Origin of the sequence: Achromobacter sp. Marseille-Q0513 (assembly GCF_018195695.1) — a bacterium.
Taxonomy (GTDB): Bacteria; Pseudomonadota; Gammaproteobacteria; order Burkholderiales; family Burkholderiaceae_B; genus Achromobacter.
Map to the genome: position 1 here is coordinate 1 of NZ_JAGTJY010000051.1, position 14,371 is coordinate 14,371.

Genomic DNA, 14,371 nt, shown 5'->3' on the forward strand with positions numbered 1-14,371 from the left:
TACGGCGCTTTCGTCGTCCGGACCCACAACGGCGTGGCGCGGTGGTCCTCTACCGTCTGCCATGCGTCGCCTACGCGACGTGCGATGCGCCCGGCCGGGACTGACGGCGGCGCATCGGTGAAAGCCCCGTAGGGCACGTTGTAGACGCCCTCGTCGAGTTCGAACTCGTGCGCGACAGTCTCATACAGATACAGGCCGTCCCGGTCAGTCTGATAAACGGTGATGTGCTTGTGCATATGTGCCCCTTAGATATGGATGCGCGGATGAAAAGCGACGTTGATGCCGCGCGTCTCGCTCGACACCCGCGCTGTACGTGCTGTGTCCATCTGAACTTGCGAAAACGCCTGCGCTGCTGTGCCGCTCGCTGCAAACGGCGTCGCAGTGCCCGGCAGCGCTGCAAACACGCCATTGATGCCGATTTCCTGGGGAGCGCCGAGCACGCCTTGTAGGCGCTGGCCAGCGTCCATCTGCTTCGTGCCGAGCGTTCGCGCGCCGCCGTCGGCGTTCGTACCAGTGAATCGCATGTGCATGTCGCGGAGATCCGGCACGCGGAATTGCGTCGAGTTGACATCCACGAAGTAGTACGCGCCGACGTTTGCCGCCCACGTTGCTTGCGTTACAACGAGGCCGGCTTCGCGTGCATACCCCCAGAGCGCGGGGTACGCGGCTTTCGAGAGCAAGCCGCCAGTCGCGTCGATCTCATTGATGAGCGGAGCGGGGGTATGCCCGATTAGTGGGCGGCCGCACAGTGGCGAGCGGTAGCCGGTGTAGTACGCGGACGACGACCACAGCCACATTTCGCCCGCTTCCGCAATCATGATTGGGCCCATATTCGCGGTCGGCACGGCCACAATGGAAACCATCATCGGATACGACCCGAGGATCCGCGACACAAACTCCGTCGTGGCAAGTTTTTTAGAGTTGTCTCCTGTCCCCGGCGTGGGCGCGGTCGGCGTACCGGTCAAACCAGGCGAGTCAATCCGCGCAAACCGATTTGCAATCGCCACCATAAGTGCGTCGAAATACTGCGACGCCACGACGGTATCCACGACCCCGTTGGCCGTCATCTTGGCGTCCTTAATCAGAGACTGAAAAAAAGCCAACTGATCGTTGGCCCAGTCCTGCTCGAGATACGTGCCATCCTTAGACGTTGGCGAGGTCCGATTCTTGAAGCTACCTTGTGGGTAGCCTAGTGTTTTTCCGTTGGCCCTACCCGGATATCGCTCATCTAGATTAATTGCCATTCTTATCTACCCCTGAAATCAGAGAACATTGCCTCGCTGTCGCCAAACTCGCTATCGACATCGTCGAATTCGACTATGTTGGTCAACTCAAAGAACCCACCAAAAAGAACCCCCTGCGGGATCTGAACCAAATTCGCGTTAAACAGAGCCCATCGTTCGAGTTCCGTCAGCTGCCCTGCGAACTCGATAGAAAACCGCATGTCCTCTGTATCATTGATGCGCAGGAAAGTCGGCCCTATCAAAAACACCATCTCCTCGATGATGCTTTCTATGGTTGCATCGCCGTTGTTCTTCATGATCTTGGCTTTGATAGCCAACCGGTAGAGATCATCAGCCATCTTGGCATCGTTCGATACGCGGGCCTCGGAAAACGTCGCATCTTCGTCCCCGCACTCGGCCCCATCCAGCGCGTCGAACTCAGCTGTTTGCATTGTCAGTTGACCAATGAAGTCGCGGCTGAAAACGACGATTCGCCCGATGGTGTCGAGCTGTACGCCCTGCGCCTTGTCGATGTCGTATGACTCTCGCACAGCTATTGCTGCGTCATAGATCGACCCGCCCATGCGCCTCGCTATGGCCAGCCAATCCATGAACTTGGGCCGATTGCGATACTGCGAATATGCCCGCTCTGGCACAAATGGGATCATGACATTGCCACCGTGATCTTGGCACGCAGCCATCGGCTAAGCTGGTTATACGCAATGTGCTTGTTCGCCGCCGCCCCATCAAGCGTAAGGCTTGTCACGTAGGAATTCCCATACTTGCCAATGACTTGATTGATGGGCGTGTACATTGTCGAGATAGGCACCGATTCCCCGATATCGAAACCCGTTGTCTTGAAGCCATCCACTCCGGAAGGCGATTCTCCCGCAGCAAACGAAATGATCGCGTCTTTGATTTGCGCATCAACGTCGTCCGGCAGCGACCCATCATTCTTGATACCTATGCTCACGGCTACGTCAACGTAGATCGGGCGACCGAAGGTAATCAACTGCTGATGCGTAGCAATAGTGGGCGACGTGACCCATTCCCGAATTACCGTGCCATCGCCATGTAAAAGTACGCCGGGGTTCTTCTTCAGGTAAATCGACATCGCCAGATCCGTAGCGATGCCTCCATCCACCAAGATCGTCACCGAGTGCGGCGGCAGTCCGTGCGGGTTCAGATCCGGATCAACCGCCGCGCTTGCGGTCGGGTTCTCGTAAACCTTTACCCGACGCACCCCGGCCGTGCCAGAAAGCACACCATAAAGGGAGTCGACCTGATTACTCCCCGGCTGGCCTACCTCCAATCGTCTACGAATACGCAGACTGGAATCAGCCTCCTTCTCTGTCCCTGGCGTGGCCGGGTTGATATTCGTCACAGCCGACACACCCGCAATCGTCGTAACCATGCGCGTTATCGTCCCCGGCTCGGCCTGTATAGGCCCGGTCAGCTGACTGCGAACCGGCACCACCACAGTACCGCCCGGGCCAACAGTGAACGTCTGATCAACGATCCACCGCTGGCCGGTGTCTACGGACTCCACGACGCTCTCGGACAAGATCGCCGATCCAGGAACACCAGTAAAGGTCAGATCAACGTTAGAGGGCGTTCCTGGCTTGCGGAACGTGCCCGTGATCGCCGATATCGTGTCGAGGTCGATACCCACTGCTTTGGCCGGGTCCTTGCTCGCCCAGGCCCGGTAGAGCACCTCGTCAAGCGCGGAGAAGATCTCCGCATCATGAGCGACCTTCAGCCCATCAGGACTCGATGGGTCAAGGATCCACTCCGTGTCGATGCTTAGGTATAGGTTTCGCTCTTGGTCAAACCAGTCATTCTGGTTCTTCAGCTTGTAACCAGCAGGCGTCAGTTCAGCCATGTCTCACCCTAAATCGTTGCGTTCGAGAACAAGACTTCTTGCTCGCCGTAGGTCGTCAACACCTGCGCCTGCACGGAGATCGTGCGCGCGTCCAAGTCATATTCCATCTTGAATGCCAACAGCCGGACGACACCCTGCGTTCGAGCGATGCGATTTCGAAGCAGCGCCTCTACAGCATTCAGGTTCTCGAACTTCCCCAGAATCTGCTGGAACCACGGGGTTCCATCGCTCACGTCGCGGAAGTACTCACCGAGAAATAGCTTCAGCCGCGTCACAATCGTCTGTGCAATTGCTTCGCGTCCGGCCAAGAACATCTTGCCTCTGGTGACCAAATCGCCGGATGCATCCAGTCCGCGTACACGCATCAATTTGTCGGACCTCCCGAAATCTGGCTGCCGCTCTGCACGCCGGTATGCCTGTGGTCCTTCCCGCTGACCCCGCCGAACGTCACATTCGAAGCGTGGATAGTCCCGTCCGGCTTGATGAGCGCACCGTTGATGTTCACCGTGCCATCCGCCAGCAGATGGATATGCCCTGCCCCGTTCTGGAGCTTGACGTCGCCTCCGGTGGTAATCTGCACGCTGGCCGCCCCGTTGTCGGCGATGATCTCGCCGCTGGCCTTGATCCATACATGCCGGCCACCATCCCGCGACTGCATACGGATGCCGTCGTTGACGAAACCCTCGACCCGGGTCGGCAGAGGCCGGAAGCCCGGTATGAAGAACGCGTCATGAGCGTCATGGAACCGGGACAGCGGGTTGTTAGCCACAGCGCCGGTCTGCTTCCAGCCGTCGACACACCGCTGCGAGAAAACTATCAGCCCCTCGTCGCCCGGGTTGACCTGGTGCGTCATGGTGAACTGCGTACCGCCGAGAAACAGGACGGGGACATCCGCGATAGGCGGTAACTGAGCAGTAGTGCCGTTCGTGTAAACAACCTCGATTCCGATCCTGACCTGCGCCCGCTGTAGCGCCGGATCGAATGTCAGGATGTGGCCGGGTACACTGGTGTGCACGCCCTTCATAAGTTCCTGAAAGGCCATTTGGAAGAACTCAGCTTTCATTTTTCACTCACGAACATTCACATGAAGATCAAAGCAATTTCTTTCGTCTTACTATTTGCCTCCGCATCGGCTGCTTCCGCAACAGAAGTGGACGTGACCAACCACCCGGACCGAGCATTCTTCGACGGGTACTCTCGCCTATACAAGCGCTTTGATGACGGTTCGGTGTGCGAGGCCGCTTATGCAAAGTTCCGCTCAGGCCACGAGCAGATAGGTCTAAACGTCCTTTGCGACGGCCTCGGAATTTCGGAAAGCAAGGTCTATCAGGATCTCTTGACTGCGATGACGTATGTCAAGGAACACAGCAGCGCTACGAGTTTCTCGAGCTATTTTTCAATGTCGAGATTTCGGTACTTCACCGATGAGCCACGAGACTTCTGCATCTTCAGAAACGCCGTGACCTACATCTTCACGAGCACCCGCTCAACCAGCAGCCCAGACTGGAGGATCATTTCCACCAGCCACAACACACCCGGCTCCGGAACGGCCGTATTCGGGCTGTGGAAGGTAGATCAAAGAGGCGAAGTGATCGGCAAGATCGGATTGAATCGGATTCAGCCGGAAGTGATCAATGTCAACATGAAGGATGCGTCCGACTGCGGCTCGACTAAACCATATGAGCCTGGCCGGCTTTTGCCATCTGATTGACTCGGTCTACCGCCTCGCCTCTAGTGATCTTGCCGTCCCCATTCTTGTCGAGGCTGCGGTTCTGGTTGTAGGCCACCGGCTGTGTTGCTCGATCTATAAGCACAAAGCTATCAGCCTTACCGATCCCTACGGGCATGAACACTGCCATGTACATGTCGCCAATGTTGCGAATTCGGCTGACGTAAGGCTGGAAGTATTTCTCAACCCAATCCAACTGCTCGAGCGCGCTCATGTTGGCCAGGGCTTGCGTTGACGTCCCCATGCCGCGCGCCGTGCTCGGCATGAATTGAATCAGACCTACTGCGCCCGAGCCGGCCCTGTTCGGCTCCGAAGGGCTAAAGGTCTCGCCCGTCTCAAACGCCATCACGGCCATGTACCAGTTAGGATCGAGTCTCTGGCGCCCGGCGATTTCGCGCACCTTCGCGCGGAATGCGGGCTGCACCTTGGCTCCCCAGATGAGACCACCGCTTGCAACATCGGGCAACACCGGCAACGATCCCGCTCTGAACCCAAGGATCCTCATATCCCAAGGATCTCTATGTGTGTCGCCAAAGTAGTTCAACCTGAAGACGTTGTATTCGCCATTGGCTGATGCGTCGCCCGCCAACTCCGAGATGTACAGGTTCCCAGTCTGATAGGTTGCGAACTCTGATCGAACATTGATTCGGCTGGTAGCCCGGATAAAGGGATTTAGCCTCATCGTCACATCTACGCCGATACCCTCCTCAATGCCAACCAACTCGGGCATGCCAACCATTCCAGTGAACTGGTTCACTTCAAATACTGTCGTAGATCTCTGCTTGTTGATCCTAGTCACAATGAGGGACCCGCGATCTTCCTTCCAACTAAAGCCGAACATACCTTTCAAACTGTTCAGCGTTGTTGGGATGTCAGGATTGGCGGTCCAGCCAGAAGGAAACCTATCCTTCTCATCGAACTGAGAAGGATCAATCTCAAGATACAGGGGCCACGAGCGGGCTGCATCCTTCAGTACGTCTAGTACATGTGCATTGGGCATGTAAGCCCCATGCATCACCCCGCGCGTCTTCGCTGTATTGCTGCGGCAGAGCAAGCGCGTAATCACATCCGGCCCACGCCGCTCCTTGAGGACATTGGTGATGATGCCGCTGAACAGCATGTCGTAGTTGTCTACGTAGCCAGCGCTGAAGATGATGCTTGAGCGCTGACCAAGTGTCGTCGCCTTGGACAGGTTGTAGAGCTGGATATCCGCAATCGCATGCGAATTTCCGGGGTTTACATCGATGTCAAACACGCACCGCAACTGGCGGCCGTCCCGGCCATCGATGAACGGTTCGCCATCGATCATCAGCGACCATTTGCGCAGATATTGCTTCATGCCGGTAGCCATACCAGGTGGTTGTCCTTTCCAAGGTTTTCGAGGGTGGCGTGACCGCCAACGAAAATGAGCCGGCCCAAATCGGTGGACAGGTTGTAGCCTTCGGTCATGACTGCGCCGGCGTTCAGGCCCAGCCCAAGTGCGATAGGAGCGCCGTCCCGATAGACGTCCAGGATCCACATCGGCTGCTCTTGATATGCCAGATAGCTCACTCGGAACTCCAGCAAGTTGGAGCCCAGCCGCTGCGTAAATCTCTGGTGAGCATTAGCACTGCCGGACCTCAATGGAATTTCGATCACAGGGGAGTCTCCGTAATTCCATCGACCATATTGACGTTCGAGGCCGTCGCCACGCTGGGCGTCTGCCCGACCTGCAGACCGCTATTCGCGGTAGCCGCAGCTCCGGCCTTTGCTGGGTCGTCGTCGGGGAGTTGGTCCTGGCTAGGCTGCGTCATATCTACCAGCCGATCAAGCTGTATCAGCTCTTGCATTTCAGCGACGAAGATCAAGCCACCTTCGTTCTCAGGGTCACGATCCCGCGACACCTTCGTCAGCACCATGTCCTTGAGCTGGATATCCACAGCATCCACGTCGAATGGCATGCCGGCCACGAGTAGATCCAGAAGGAATTGCAGCGTGCTGGATGCCCGGGTGTACTGGCTGCCGGCCAGGAAGCCGGCCGATAGCCCTGCTACAGCAGCTACCAATGGGTTTCGCGATGCAATGTTTGACAGGCCACCCGCTGCCAATCCCGCCAGATCAATGATCTTCAGCGGGTTGTTGCTGATCGCTCCGACCAAGTAGTAGCTAACGGGCTGGATAACCCGATGATCCGCCACCTTCACGCCAGATTCGACGGGATAGCGGGTCAATTCCACCGTCGCCTCGAACGAATCCTCGAGAACGGCATCGAACTGATACCCCGCGATGGTCGGACTTTTTCTTGTCAAGATACTGAGAATGCTCATCGGCCCACCGCTGATAGAACATTGCCTTTGGCATCCTGCTCTCGGCGATCCACGACCTCGGTTATCTTGGTATCAAGCGCTCGTCCATCCAACTCCATACGTACCTCCAGGTTGTTCTGCACGTTCACGCGCTGAGGCGCGGTGCGCGACTCTGCCAGTTGGCGCTGGTCCCTGACCATCACTACATCTGGGCTGGCGCTGGCCGCCTCGGCATTGCTCACCTCTCCGCCTGCATAGACCGGATCGGGGTCGTGGATATTCCACTGACCGAGCGGCAACGGTTTTCGTGTAGCAGAAAATGCACTCGCTTCTGGATCGCGGCTGTTCAACTGGCTAAGCGGCGAATTGCCTTTCGCGGTACTTGCTTGATCGTCGGGCCGGCGCTCTCTTTCAGACCACGGCCACCAATCGCGGCCCTTCAGGTACTCCCACCCATCCCTGGCGGCGTCCATGGGAGTGTTCTCAAAGATGTAGCTCGGAGGCTTGTATCCGGTTAGCCCTTCGATATCCTCCGGCTTGGCGTCCCAGGCAAGCATTCCCGACCCTATGGCAAGCCCATAGGGACTAAGGCGCGTCAGACCTTTGCCGAGTGTGCTCATCCCAACGGCGCGCAGCCCACCACCAACCACTGCGGCGCCGGCACTGCCCGTAACCAAAGCGCTTCCAACAGGACTCTTTGCCGCAACGTCACCGGCGCTCCCAATAGCTTCACGGCTGGAACTGATGAAATCACTCGTGGACTTCAGAATTCCGGTGAACGACGGCAGCATTTTGTCCGCCAGCGTTTCACCGATCCCCTGAAACTGGGTATTCAATTCGGCCAAAACGCGGTTGTACTCTCGCGCCGCCTCGGTGGCCTTGCCAAACTCCCCGTACAGTTCACCAGCACGCGCAACCGCAGAATCTAGACCACCCACGCCGTCACGCAGCGAGCGCATCACCGCGTCCGAGAATCCAAGGGTCTGCTGAACCCGAAGCTGCTGCTCTTTGTTGAGACTAGGAAGCTGCCGCGACAGTTCGCGCAACATCTCGCTGCCGGTCTGCGTCTGCCGCAAGGCAAGTGTGTCAACCCCAGCTCGCTGCAGATCGATTTCGCCAGGCATGATGCCATCCTGGCTGTATTGGCGAGCGGCGATGGCGGCTTCCATTGTGGCGATCGCCGCCATTGCCTCATCAGCATTCCCACCCAGGCTTGCAATCGCATTGCCGTAGCTATTGATCCAGGCCGGCGCCGTCTTGAACTTCTCGTACTTCAGTAGAGAGTCGTCGACCCGTTTACCGGCGTTGATCGCTGCGACACCGGCCGCACCAAAGGCACCCACGATGGCAGCGCCGGTGAACCCAACGAGAGACCGCATGCGACCAAGGCTAGACTCAACATCCTTGGCACCTTTGTCGTACTTCTCGGTATCCAGGCCGACGCCGATCAGGAAGTTCTGCAGTACCTTGGCCATGTCCTATCGCTTCTTCGGGGTGCTCGTTCGGATTGCTTCGTTGTTGGCTCGCACCAGGTCATCGATCGACTGGTTGAACCGCTCAACGTCTTCCAGGCCGTAGGTCCCATCTGTCAACTGCGCCCAGGTACACAACGGCGGGCAGACTCCGTTGACGCCCACACAAGGCCGCATCAAGTACCAGTTGACGGCGCTTGAACCTGGCTGGCCGCGTCTCTTGCGCTTGCGTCTGCCCAATAGGTAAAAAAACCTTCGAGGTTCCAGATAAGCACCTTTGCGCGCAGCCAATTCCAGTCCATAACATCGACGTCCGACAGACTCACCTGGTGCTCCGTGCCCTTCTTGAAGACCCTGCCCAACATCAGATCGTCGATCTTCATCTTGATCTGGTGAGGCATCGCGAGGAACAGGAATAGGATCACGCCCTCGTCGACTGGCTTGCCCGGCTCGCATGCGCTTAGACGCTGGATCAGCACCTGAGTTAGCAGGCTCAGAATCTCGTCCTGAGCCACCGCCGAAGCGCGGGCCACGTTGTAGGATCCGCCCTTGAGCGAAAACGACTTGACGGTCTCGCTCATTAGCCGCCTCGCAGCGTGGTAAAGGAGTTGAACTCCATGATGAAAACGTCGTCTGAGATCGACGTTCCGCCCGCTCGATTGATTGCACCATCGTTCACGATGGCGCCCTCAGCTCCGACCGCATTCTCTAGCGTGCCGATCACGGTTCGGGTGTAGGTGATGTTCGCCTTGCTCCCGTACAGCGACTGCATATAGGCGGCATCCGCGCCTCCTGGATTCAAGCTGAGCGTTACACGCCGCCCAGGATTGAGGCGATCCAGCCGAACTGCATTCCCACCCATACCGCGACGGATCGTGGTGCTGGCGTCGATCGGCTCTTCCGCGACGGGGCTTTCTGCTTCGCCCCAGTCCTGAATCTGGCGGCCGTTGACCGTGACGACGGTGTTTTCGGTAGTGATGTTGACGAGTGCCATTGCGTGCGCCCTATTTAATAGACATCGAGATCGATGATTGCCTTGTGGATGGCGCCGGCCCGGAACAGCCGCATCCGGATCGGCGCGGCAAGTCTTCCGTTCCGGTCCTCTGTAGAGAGGTCAAGAATGTCCTCAGGCTTGGTCAGTATCTCGAAGCCGATGGTGTACTTCTGAATTCCGTCGTCCGGGTCCACGTAGTTGCGCGGTCCAAGATAGCTGTTGGCGATGTACTGCTCGCCAACCTGCCGGGCCGTCGCCAGCAGCACAGCCTGCCCACGTGGCGTTTGCTCAAGCTTCGTAGTCACGTTCGCCAAGGCGTTGTACAGGCGCACCGTTAGCGTATTGATGAAGGCATCGAGATTCACGACATCGTCGATGTATTCGCCATAGGTCGAGTGCGTCTTTGTGTTCAACCATCGTCCCACATCCTCCGAGCCCTGCATCTCAACGATGCTGTAAAACGCCGCACCCTTAGCCTCCATCGCGGCAATTTCCGAGCCCTTGACGTCTTCGGCTGCCAAGCCCGGAGACTTCTTGAACTCCCCAGTAATGGTCGACCGATCAGCGCTGTAGTTCACAGCGGCAAAGTGCTTGGCCAGGTAGACGCCAGAGTGCGGATTCGTCGCGTGCGCTGCTGTATAGACGTGCCGATAGCCCAGCGTCTTGAGCTCGCTGGCAACGTCGCTCTTCTTGTTCTGGTCACGAATATCCGCGGCTGAGGTGCCGGCTTGACTGTTTACCAGCATGCTCGCGTTCGCCTCACACCACTCGGCGATCTTCTTCACACTGGCAGTCACTGCCAGGACATCCGCCGTAAAGATCGTCCAGTACCACCAGAATGCATCGCGCGCCTTATTTAGGGTTGCGGTGACCGTCAGATCCGTTGCCTTGGTCATCCATACGGTGACCTGCCGCATTTTTGGCGTGCCGCCCAACCACGCGGCAGCAGCCTTGTAGGTTTCCGTGGTTGCCGGAAAATCAGCGGCGACCTCCTGCATTGTGAAATACGTCTTGCGCGTATCAGCAGCCAGCGTACCTGCCGTCACATCGGCTGCCGCAGCGAAAATCGTGGCAGCGGCAAAGTTTGCGAACCCCAGCCCAGCGGGACTGATGCGGGCATTGACCTGGATTATTCGGTCTGCCGGGTAGCTCATAATTTGACCTCGAGATTTAGGGTTATGCCTTGACGGTCGCGGACTGGAGCGGCGCGCCGTTCTCATTCTGTACAGTGCCAGTCACTTCCATGATTCGGTTGATACCGTAGGCGTTGGAAACCTCCATGCGCAGGACAATCTCAACCCGCGCACGCTCTTCGTACTGGTCGGACTGCAACGCTGTCAGATCGAGCACAGGGCCTGTACGCATGATGCTGAGACCAGCCTTGAACAGCTTCCATATGATGTCCTCGCGCTTGTCCATCTGCAGAAGGTTCGCCGCATACCTCTTCGCACCCTGTCGATAGAACTCGACAGTGCAGGTAACTTCTTGTTGGCTTCGGACAATTCGCCTGAATGTCTCCTTGTCAGGTAAGAGCTCGCGATCGTTGAACGCCATGCCCCGCTGATCAATGTTGGTGCGGACATGGATCGACGCGTAGGCACCCTTCGGAGCTGGAGCGTTTTGAACCGCCATAATGACCAGCGGCACCCCGGACGCGGCACTCACGCCGGGCCTCAACAGGAGATAGAGTTCCTTATCGGTCATGGCGCATCCACATTGGGCGAATTCGGCTCGGCCTGATCGTCATAGCGGCTCACCACCACTTTCGCGTAGGAGCGCCACGGCCGGATATCAGAGCGCACAATTTTCCATAGTGCGCCCAGGAATTCCAGGTCGTAGGTGAGCTTGAACTTTTCCAGGTCACCCGAGTTGATATAGAGCTTCCTGGGATCCAGCAGCCGCACTCCGGCCCGCATCAGATTTTCGGCCTCGCGATCATTCAACGGCTGGATGTTGGCTGTGTACGTCTCCTCTATCGGAGCGCCGGCAAACCAAATCCCATCGTCGTCGTAGTGTCCCTCTGCGTATGCCTTGACGGTGACCGCGCGAGATCCGAACACACCGTCGATGTGCCCGCGCATATCCAGAGGGCCGCTCATTCCATGCCCTCCATTGGCTTTCTAGCTACGACGACGGACGTGACCGACTGGCGCATGTTCCCGGTGTCGATTAGCGGATTGCTGGATTTCTTGCGCTGGATTGTCGACGGCTTGTTTGGCGGGCTATCGAGCTCCGTGATGTACTTCCTGATCGCGCCCTCCGCCTCCAGTCCAACTCGAGCCATGATGCGCTTTGCGTCAAGCCCTTCCTGAATGCCCTCGCGCACCGTATCCAAGTAGTCCTTCGTCCCGGTCTCGGCCCCCTTATCCAGCCAGGGGCGCGCAGGGATTTTCTCTGTGCCGAAATGCTGGATAGCGCCTAGGGTGGCGACAGTCAGATCACTTTTCGGCTCCATCCCGGCACTTTCGTGGATTCCGACCAGCGCATAGTGAGGCGTGCGCAGCTTGTCGATTTCCTTCTTCAGGGCGCGCTTCGTCGCCTCTAGGCCCGTTATCCGCATGTTCATCAGATCACCCTCGCACCCATTCCTGCGCGCCGGCGTAACCGATAGAACTGCTGGCCATAGACTGTATAGGTCAGCGCATCATTGCCGGCATCCATCATCGAAGCCACGCGGTACGCTATGGATTCGTCGCCAACGGTTTTGGATTGCGTGTTCAGGCGCGCAATCCCGCCAACGCCATTGGCCGGGTTGTCGCCATAGAAGAACTCCAGCCAGTGCGCCGCGAACAGGTACATTCCGCGCCGCTTGAAGCTATTGCATTCGAGGGAGAACGCGCCCCAGCCGGATCCGCCTGTTTCCGCATCCGCCTCGCAGAGCACCTCTTCGATAATGTGATCAGGCCATACAGTCACGCTGGAATACTGGCCTGAAAAATACTGGCGAAAGTCGGCGATGATGGCTGGGGTGATGTTCATTTATGCCTCGCTTGCTTCGCCGCCCTGGGCCCGCTGTTCCCCATCGGCCTTGCCAGGAGGCCGCCCACGGCGCGCCGCCGTTTCCGTCAGATCGCCGGCGTCAAGGTAGAACTGCACTTCCGCGCATTCCGTGACCTCATGGGCCTCATCACTGCCCGGCACCAATGTCACCTTGTCTTTGCCGTTCAGCAGCTTGATCACGCGGCTGGAGGTGTTTTTCACTTTCATCTCAAGTCCTGTCTCTTGAAATTGCTGAGGCCGGGGCCGAAGCCCCGTTGCCCTGTCAGGCCATCGCCGGCAGGTCGAAGTACGCCGCGCTCATCGGATAGCGGAACTCAGTACCAGACACTTTGTACTCAGCAGGAATCTTGATCTTTAGGTTGCGGGGCTGCGGAGCTGCCGGACGCCAGAACATCGGGATGTACATCACCAGATTGTCCGAGTTCTTCTCGTAGATCATGATGCGATCCTTGCCCGCAGCACCCGCACCATCAAGTTGGAAGCGCGGCAGGATAGCCATCGGCTGTCCGGTCATGCGGGTGTATAGGTTCTGGGCCTGCAGGATTTCCAGCAGCGTCTTATCGGGCGAGTATTCGGTCGCCATCGTGGTGGCCAGGAACGACCAGCGGCTGGCAGCCAGGACCATCGTGTTGGGCACGTGAATGCCCTTCGACTGATTCCAGACGTCGCCGATCATGCTGTTGATCTCGTCCAGGATCTTCTTTCCTGTAGTGCCGGCTGCCTTCCAGTTGAGCGTACTGGTGGCATCGGTCGTGACGTTCGGGTGGTTGAACAGGCCAAACATCTTGCGCTCTGCGTCGCCGAAGTACGCCACTCGCTGCATGTGTTCTTCCGCGCCTCGGCGCGCCGCGGTAGCCAGCGTGATATCCAGGGGCATCCGGAGCTGCTGAGACTTTCGCAGCTCGTCGATGCTGTACTCAAACGAGTTGCCCGCGTAGCCGACCGGTACGTTGTCCTTCTTGGCCTTCATGGCGACATTCGGCAGGTCGTCGGCATTGGCGCCGATGAACTTGCCCAGCGTTACCGCGTCGTAGCTGATGTAGGGGACGCTGTCGGCCCACTCCGGAATGGACGAATCGACCGGGATCAGCTCCTGAAAGTTGATATTCGGATACTTCGTCGCATAGATGCGGGGCTCGACGTACGCCAGTTGCGAAAAGTAGAAGCCCATTCCGTCGTCTACCGTCGGCAGGCCATCATTGAACGCAATGGTCTGACCTGCGGACAGACCCAGGTGCGGGAAGTCCTGGTCAAGGGTGAAAGTCTTTTTCATCATTTTGGTTAGCCTCCAATGACCAGGGAAATGGCAGCCAGGCCGGCCCCAGAAGTGGTTTCGATGAATTTGGCGCCGGCGATCAGGACGCCAGTGGTCGCTGCAGAGCCAGCGGCATTGTTCGCAAAGCCGGGATTCGCTGCGGGAGCGACATCTGTGCCGATCACCGCATAGACGGCATCACCAGCATTAACCGCGCCCAGCGTCGGCACGAAGACGGGACCAACCGTCAGCACGGTTGCATCGCGGTCCCTCGGGGCGCCCCCTACGGCATCGTCCAGTTGGGCTCGGTTCAGCTCGCGGCGCAATACGCCGATGATGCTGGCCGCCGTGGTCGTGTGGGTAACCGGCACGAATCCGTTGGCCCCGGCTCGGGCAACGAATACGCCCCAAGGCACCGTCGCTCCAGACTTGTTCAACTTGGATACCGAATTGTTGGCCTGGGCATCGACGACCATGCCGGCATAGCGGTCGCCGTGATTGAGCGTGTATCCACCAGTAATGGGCATGGTC

The 14,371-nt window shown here is 58.0% G+C and carries 20 protein-coding genes and 1 pseudogene; 1 reads left to right on the top strand and 20 read right to left on the bottom strand.

All coding sequences use genetic code 11. The annotated features are described in order from the left end of the window. From KDH83_RS12855 to KDH83_RS12880, 6 genes and pseudogenes are all read right to left on the bottom strand, one after another. Nucleotides 1-236 (bottom strand): annotated as a pseudogene (locus KDH83_RS12855) (phage tail protein); the annotation flags it as partial. Between the two features lie 9 nt (nt 237-245). Then, nucleotides 246-1,244 (bottom strand): hypothetical protein, encoded by a 999-nt coding sequence (locus tag KDH83_RS12860; RefSeq protein ID WP_212316239.1) that lies wholly within the window; start codon nt 1,242-1,244, stop codon nt 246-248. Nucleotides 1,245-1,246: 2 nt separating this feature from the next. Beyond that, the gene (locus KDH83_RS12865) at nt 1,247-1,891 is read right to left on the bottom strand and encodes a DUF2612 domain-containing protein (RefSeq protein WP_212316241.1); all 645 of its coding nucleotides are present in this window, start codon (nt 1,889-1,891) and stop codon (nt 1,247-1,249) included. Beyond that, nucleotides 1,888-3,105: a baseplate J/gp47 family protein gene (locus tag KDH83_RS12870; protein WP_212316243.1), complete on the bottom strand. Its 1,218-nt coding sequence runs from the start codon at nt 3,103-3,105 to the stop codon at nt 1,888-1,890. Before KDH83_RS12870 ends, KDH83_RS12865 begins: the two co-directional genes overlap by 4 nt. A gap of 8 nt (nt 3,106-3,113) precedes the next feature. Next, the gene (locus KDH83_RS12875) at nt 3,114-3,470 is read right to left on the bottom strand and encodes a hypothetical protein (protein ID WP_212316245.1); all 357 of its coding nucleotides are present in this window, start codon (nt 3,468-3,470) and stop codon (nt 3,114-3,116) included. After that, complete coding sequence (locus KDH83_RS12880) at nt 3,470-4,168, bottom strand: Gp138 family membrane-puncturing spike protein (protein WP_212316246.1); 699 nt, start codon at nt 4,166-4,168, stop codon at nt 3,470-3,472. Before KDH83_RS12880 ends, KDH83_RS12875 begins: the two co-directional genes overlap by 1 nt. A 21-nt stretch (nt 4,169-4,189) precedes the next feature. On the opposite strand from KDH83_RS12880, the gene KDH83_RS12885 reads away from it, so the two are divergent. Continuing rightward, a complete protein-coding gene (locus tag KDH83_RS12885) occupies nt 4,190-4,816 on the top strand; it encodes a hypothetical protein (RefSeq protein ID WP_212316248.1) in 627 nt (208 codons plus the stop codon). Here the strand turns inward: KDH83_RS12885 and KDH83_RS12890 are convergent. The 14 genes from KDH83_RS12890 to KDH83_RS12955 all read right to left on the bottom strand — a co-directional run bounded on the left by KDH83_RS12890 (nt 4,776) and on the right by KDH83_RS12955 (nt 14,367). Then, entirely contained in the window at nt 4,776-6,173 is a 1,398-nt protein-coding gene (locus KDH83_RS12890) for a hypothetical protein (protein ID WP_212316250.1), read from the bottom strand. The genes KDH83_RS12885 and KDH83_RS12890 overlap by 41 nt on opposite strands. Further along, complete coding sequence (locus tag KDH83_RS12895; protein ID WP_212316252.1) at nt 6,170-6,385, bottom strand: hypothetical protein; 216 nt, start codon at nt 6,383-6,385, stop codon at nt 6,170-6,172. Before KDH83_RS12895 ends, KDH83_RS12890 begins: the two co-directional genes overlap by 4 nt. A gap of 83 nt (nt 6,386-6,468) precedes the next feature. Further along, nucleotides 6,469-7,140 carry a phage baseplate protein gene (locus KDH83_RS12900; protein WP_212316254.1) on the bottom strand — a complete coding sequence of 224 codons (672 nt, stop codon included), beginning with the start codon at nt 7,138-7,140 and terminating at the stop codon, nt 6,469-6,471. Continuing rightward, the gene (locus KDH83_RS12905) at nt 7,137-8,594 is read right to left on the bottom strand and encodes a hypothetical protein (protein ID WP_212316256.1); all 1,458 of its coding nucleotides are present in this window, start codon (nt 8,592-8,594) and stop codon (nt 7,137-7,139) included. The genes KDH83_RS12900 and KDH83_RS12905 overlap by 4 nt, the downstream gene beginning before the upstream one ends. A 173-nt stretch (nt 8,595-8,767) precedes the next feature. Continuing rightward, on the bottom strand, nt 8,768-9,172 hold the full coding sequence (locus KDH83_RS12910; RefSeq protein ID WP_212316258.1) for a hypothetical protein: 405 nt from the start codon (nt 9,170-9,172) through the stop codon (nt 8,768-8,770). Next, on the bottom strand, nt 9,172-9,585 hold the full coding sequence (locus KDH83_RS12915; protein ID WP_212316260.1) for a hypothetical protein: 414 nt from the start codon (nt 9,583-9,585) through the stop codon (nt 9,172-9,174). The genes KDH83_RS12910 and KDH83_RS12915 overlap by 1 nt, the downstream gene beginning before the upstream one ends. A gap of 14 nt (nt 9,586-9,599) precedes the next feature. Continuing rightward, a complete protein-coding gene (locus KDH83_RS12920) occupies nt 9,600-10,739 on the bottom strand; it encodes a DUF3383 family protein (protein ID WP_212316269.1) in 1,140 nt (379 codons plus the stop codon). Nucleotides 10,740-10,761: 22 nt separating this feature from the next. Then, the gene (locus KDH83_RS12925) at nt 10,762-11,289 is read right to left on the bottom strand and encodes a hypothetical protein (RefSeq protein ID WP_212316271.1); all 528 of its coding nucleotides are present in this window, start codon (nt 11,287-11,289) and stop codon (nt 10,762-10,764) included. Then, entirely contained in the window at nt 11,286-11,684 is a 399-nt protein-coding gene (locus KDH83_RS12930) for a hypothetical protein (RefSeq protein WP_212316273.1), read from the bottom strand. The genes KDH83_RS12925 and KDH83_RS12930 overlap by 4 nt, the downstream gene beginning before the upstream one ends. Further along, nucleotides 11,681-12,151 carry a hypothetical protein gene (locus KDH83_RS12935; RefSeq protein ID WP_212316275.1) on the bottom strand — a complete coding sequence of 157 codons (471 nt, stop codon included), beginning with the start codon at nt 12,149-12,151 and terminating at the stop codon, nt 11,681-11,683. The genes KDH83_RS12930 and KDH83_RS12935 overlap by 4 nt, the downstream gene beginning before the upstream one ends. After that, nucleotides 12,151-12,564, bottom strand: a complete 414-nt coding sequence (locus KDH83_RS12940) for a DUF4054 domain-containing protein (RefSeq protein ID WP_212316277.1) — start codon at nt 12,562-12,564, stop codon at nt 12,151-12,153. The genes KDH83_RS12935 and KDH83_RS12940 overlap by 1 nt, the downstream gene beginning before the upstream one ends. After that, a complete protein-coding gene (locus tag KDH83_RS12945; protein ID WP_212316279.1) occupies nt 12,565-12,792 on the bottom strand; it encodes a hypothetical protein in 228 nt (75 codons plus the stop codon). 55 nt (nt 12,793-12,847) lie between these two features. After that, nucleotides 12,848-13,861 carry a DUF2184 domain-containing protein gene (locus tag KDH83_RS12950; RefSeq protein WP_212316281.1) on the bottom strand — a complete coding sequence of 338 codons (1,014 nt, stop codon included), beginning with the start codon at nt 13,859-13,861 and terminating at the stop codon, nt 12,848-12,850. Nucleotides 13,862-13,866: 5 nt separating this feature from the next. Next, nucleotides 13,867-14,367 (bottom strand): hypothetical protein, encoded by a 501-nt coding sequence (locus KDH83_RS12955; protein ID WP_212316283.1) that lies wholly within the window; start codon nt 14,365-14,367, stop codon nt 13,867-13,869. Between the last annotated feature and the right edge of the window lie 4 nt (nt 14,368-14,371).